At 46.8% G+C, this 3656-nt stretch carries 5 protein-coding genes and 1 pseudogene; 2 read left to right on the top strand and 4 right to left on the bottom strand.

The annotated features are described in order from the left end of the window. The 3 genes and pseudogenes from PN462_RS23330 to PN462_RS01195 all read right to left on the bottom strand — a co-directional run. Positions 1 to 268 (bottom strand): annotated as a pseudogene (locus PN462_RS23330) (RNA-guided endonuclease InsQ/TnpB family protein); the annotation flags it as partial. Between the two features lie 25 nt (positions 269 to 293). Then, positions 294 to 572, bottom strand: a complete 279-nt coding sequence (locus PN462_RS01200) for a nitroreductase family protein (RefSeq protein ID WP_272126030.1) — start codon at positions 570 to 572, stop codon at positions 294 to 296. A 160-nt stretch (positions 573 to 732) separates the two neighbouring features. Beyond that, a complete protein-coding gene (locus tag PN462_RS01195; RefSeq protein ID WP_272126029.1) occupies positions 733 to 1191 on the bottom strand; it encodes an ABA4-like family protein in 459 nt (152 codons plus the stop codon). Between the two features lie 110 nt (positions 1192 to 1301). On the opposite strand from PN462_RS01195, the gene PN462_RS01190 reads away from it, so the two are divergent. Together PN462_RS01190 and PN462_RS01185 are read left to right on the top strand one after the other, a co-directional pair. After that, positions 1302 to 1595, top strand: a complete 294-nt coding sequence (locus PN462_RS01190; protein ID WP_272126027.1) for an acylphosphatase — start codon at positions 1302 to 1304, stop codon at positions 1593 to 1595. A 139-nt stretch (positions 1596 to 1734) separates the two neighbouring features. Next, positions 1735 to 2640: an alpha/beta fold hydrolase gene (locus PN462_RS01185; protein ID WP_272126026.1), complete on the top strand. Its 906-nt coding sequence runs from the start codon at positions 1735 to 1737 to the stop codon at positions 2638 to 2640. Between the two features lie 134 nt (positions 2641 to 2774). On the opposite strand, the gene map is transcribed toward PN462_RS01185, so the two are convergent. Further along, complete coding sequence (gene map, locus PN462_RS01180; protein WP_272126025.1) at positions 2775 to 3539, bottom strand: type I methionyl aminopeptidase; 765 nt, start codon at positions 3537 to 3539, stop codon at positions 2775 to 2777. Positions 3540 to 3656: the final 117 nt, after the last annotated feature.

Raw genomic sequence — 3656 nt, 5'->3', positions numbered from 1 at the left:
CGCTAGTTTCCCATATTTATCTGCAAAATATTCTAACCACCTACGAAAAGTTGACCATCCTGCATCCGTTATCGATTTAGCTAGACGGCGATTCTTTACCATGCCTTTAACATTCAAATCTTCATAGGCGACCAAATCGTTAGATTGGATTAAACGGAGTGCCAATCTTGTGGGCATTCTCTTCTCGCTGTCTACTTACTTTTAAATGCTTCCGAGCATATCGCTGTCTAGCTTTGTGATAATTGTTGGACTGTGGCTTTTTGCCTTTAACACTAAGTATGCTGGTATCAAAACTAGAGCAGATTAAATTCAATATGGCAATAAAAAGCCGTCCTCCACTTCGTTGGCATGACGGGGCTTGAAACCCAGTATTTTTGGTCAAAGGCACAAGCCCGCAATTTCTCTTTACTCGCTGCCTCTTGGAGAATAATAAACCGCCACGGTTGCAAATTAAACCCCGAAGGTGAGTACAAAGCAAGCTCAAAAAGGTTTTCTAATGCCCCATCAGGAAGGGACTCAGAACGGAAAGACCGGGCAGCACGGCGGTTTTTGATTGCGTTTTCTAAGTTCATTTTGGGTAATGGGAATTAATCAATTCACAAGTCTCTCACTTGTTATATAGCATTTCCCCCGTTGGAGAGACTTCCCCAACGGAGTGTTAGTTTTAAGAGTCGCGGCTGACGGCTCATAGCTGAATACTGACATTATGAGTCTTACCGGGTAAATTCTTCGTTAAGAAGGAGAAGCGGCGGTTTCTTCTTCAGTTATAGCAGGATTAAACCGGACCCTCAGCCAACGAGTAATAATGTGAGAGAGTAACCCGATGGGGCCAGCAAATAAACAGAAAATTAACGAATGAACCGTCCATATCCCCGTTTTTTGCCCCTGCCAGTAAATCCAACGGCCTACAAATAAATCAAACGTCAAAAAATGCGCCCAACCCGTTGCGGCTGCCGCTTCCTCCCCAAAAAATCCAGCAATTTCTGACAATTTTGGGTTAGACAATGCCTCTAAAGAATCCGCATTTAAAGACCCTGTAATAAAATAAATATACACCCCAGCCAGCACCACAAACGGTAGGTAAGACCCCATCACTTTACGAGTCACTTCCCAATTGGGCAAAATAATCATAATGGCCCAAAACGGCAAAACAAAAAGATTAGCGAGATTAAAAACTAACTCAAGGGTCATAAAACATCACTGAAACCAACACTGGAGTCATTGTAACCTTCCCAGTGGGGAGATATGGGGTTATTTTCAAGAATGGATATAATGCCAACTGTTGTGATTTTGAATTCAATATGGTTGACTCAACCCGCGATCGCCTGACTCACGCCCATGTTTACATCTCTGGTAAAGTGCAAGGGGTAGGCTTCCGCTTTTCTACCGTGAATCAAGCCCAGTCATTAGGCATTACAGGATGGGTGCGGAATTTAAGCGATGGCCGTGTCGAAGCGGTATTGGAAGGCAAACCCTTAGACGTTGAAAAAATGATTCACTGGTGTCACAGTGGCCCCCCTGGGGCCATAGTCAAAGATGTGGAGCATGAATATCGCTCTGTCAAAGGGTTTAAGAATTTTGAGACACGGTATTAAAAATTTGCTAACGGGTAATGGGTAATCGGTGATCAGTGAGAAAAAACCGTACTCCTCCTACGGCTTCCCCCAGAAATCCCCCTCCAACTCGCCCTATAATAGTTGATGAGAATCAACTTAATATTTTTTAACACGACCCATGACAGCTTCTATAACGTCTCTCCCCCTCACCCCTCCGAAAACTTGGCAGTGGCGGGGGTTTCGCATTTGTTACCAGCAACAAGGTGAGACAGGTGTTCCCGTTGTATTAATTCACGGGTTTGGTGCATCCTGGGGCCATTGGCGCAAAAATATACCCGCCTTGGGGGAAAAAACACGCTGTTATGCCCTAGACTTAATTGGGTTTGGCGCATCAGAAAAGCCACAACCTAGAGAAAAAATCGACTACACCTTTGAAACCTGGGCCCAACTGGTGGCCGATTTTTGTCGGGAAGTAGTCGGCGGCCAAGCAATATTGGTGGGAAACTCCATCGGTTGTATTGTCGCCATGCAAACGGCGGTTTCTCACTCTGACTGGGTATTAGGGGTTGTCACCCTGAATTTTTCCCTCCGCTTACTCCATAACCGCAAACGGAAAAGCCTCCCTTGGCATCAACAAGTAGGGACACCCATCTTACAAAAACTGCTAAAACAACCCTGGTTTGGGCGGAGTTTCTTTAAAATGATGGCTCGTCCCCCCATGGTACGCAATGCCTTAAAACAAGCCTATACCCGCTCTGAGGCCGTGACCAATGAATTAGTCGATATGCTGATGAAACCGGCCTCTGATGTGGGGGCAGCCGATGTTTTTGTGGCATTTACCACCTACTCCGACGGGCCTCTCCCCGAAGATTTAATCCCCCTTCTCCCTTGTCGCTTATTAATTCTCTGGGGGGCGGATGATCCTTGGGAACCCCTAGAATTAGCCCAGCAATTCGCCCATTCTCCCACGGTAGATCGGTTTATTCCCTTAGAAGGACTCGGCCATTGTCCTCAAGATGAAGCCCCAGAAGTGGTTAATCCGATTTTATTAGAGTGGATTGAACAATTTCAGCTTCATCGGTAAATTCTTCCGACACTTCCTAAAATTGGACAAAAAATTGGACAAAAGACAGGTTATCTTAACTTGTCCCCAATGGACAAAAGGCAAGAGACTAGGAGAAAACAAACAACCAACAACAAAGAACAAACCCCGTCAAGTTACTCTAAACGGGTTAAAATTTCCACTCCATCTTGGGTGACAGCGAGGGTATGTTCAAACTGGGCAGAGAGTTTGCGGTCTTTGGTGAGTGCTGTCCAACCATCCTCTTGCACCTCTGCTTCCCAAGTTCCCTCATTAATCATCGGTTCAATGGTGAATACCATCCCAGGACGTAACCGCTTGCCCTTGCCTTTTGTCCCGTAATGGGGGACTTGGGGGGCTGTGTGGAAGACGCGGTTAATGCCATGGCCTACAAAATCCCGCACCACAGAAAAGCCATGGCCTTCCGCGTATTCTTGAATGGCTGCCCCGATATCGCCAATGCGTCCTCCGGGTTGTACCGCAGCAATTCCTCGGTGGAGACATTCTTCGGTGACTTCGACTAATTTCTTGGCAGTGGGGGAAGGAGTCCCGACAAAGAAGGTGCGTGAGGTGTCCCCATGATAACCGTCGAGAATGGGGGTTACGTCAATGTTGATGATGTCTCCGTCTTGGAGAATTTGTTTGCCGTTGGGGATGCCGTGACAGACGACTTCATTCACGCTGGTACAGATGGATTTGGGATAGCCGTGATACCCTAGGGGTGCGCTGGTTGCTCCGTGTTCTTGGGTCCATCGTTCGGCTTCTTGGTCGAGTTCGAGGGTACTAATACCGGGTTTGACCATTTTTCCGAGATGATCTAGGAGTTGGGCGGCTAATTGGCCCGCTTGCCGCATTTTCTCCAATTCTCGTTTGGAGAGGAGTGTGATTCTTTCGCTTCCCATCAGTTTTGCTGTTTTTTTGAGTTGAGTCTCGTTATATTTTTACAGATCAGGTGAGGGGTTGGGGGTCATTGGGTGACAAGTTGACGGTTGAACCACAAAGGGGAGATGGGGGAGATG

The organism is Spirulina sp. CS-785/01, from assembly GCF_028330525.1.
GTDB lineage: Bacteria > Cyanobacteriota > Cyanobacteriia > Cyanobacteriales > Spirulinaceae > JAQMSD01.
Note: the sequence above shows the minus strand (reverse complement) of the source record. Positions and strands in the feature narration are given on the sequence as shown.

Excerpts from the sequence above, each read along its gene's own strand:
- PN462_RS01200 (WP_272126030.1), bottom strand. The coding sequence starts at position 572 with ATGAACTTAGAAAACGCAATCAAAAACCGCCGTGCTGCCCGGTCTTTC.
- PN462_RS01195 (WP_272126029.1), bottom strand. The coding sequence starts at position 1,191 with ATGACCCTTGAGTTAGTTTTTAATCTCGCTAATCTTTTTGTTTTGCCG.
- PN462_RS01190 (WP_272126027.1), top strand. The coding sequence starts at position 1,302 with ATGGTTGACTCAACCCGCGATCGCCTGACTCACGCCCATGTTTACATC.
- PN462_RS01185 (WP_272126026.1), top strand. The coding sequence starts at position 1,735 with ATGACAGCTTCTATAACGTCTCTCCCCCTCACCCCTCCGAAAACTTGG.
- map (WP_272126025.1), bottom strand. The coding sequence starts at position 3,539 with ATGGGAAGCGAAAGAATCACACTCCTCTCCAAACGAGAATTGGAGAAA.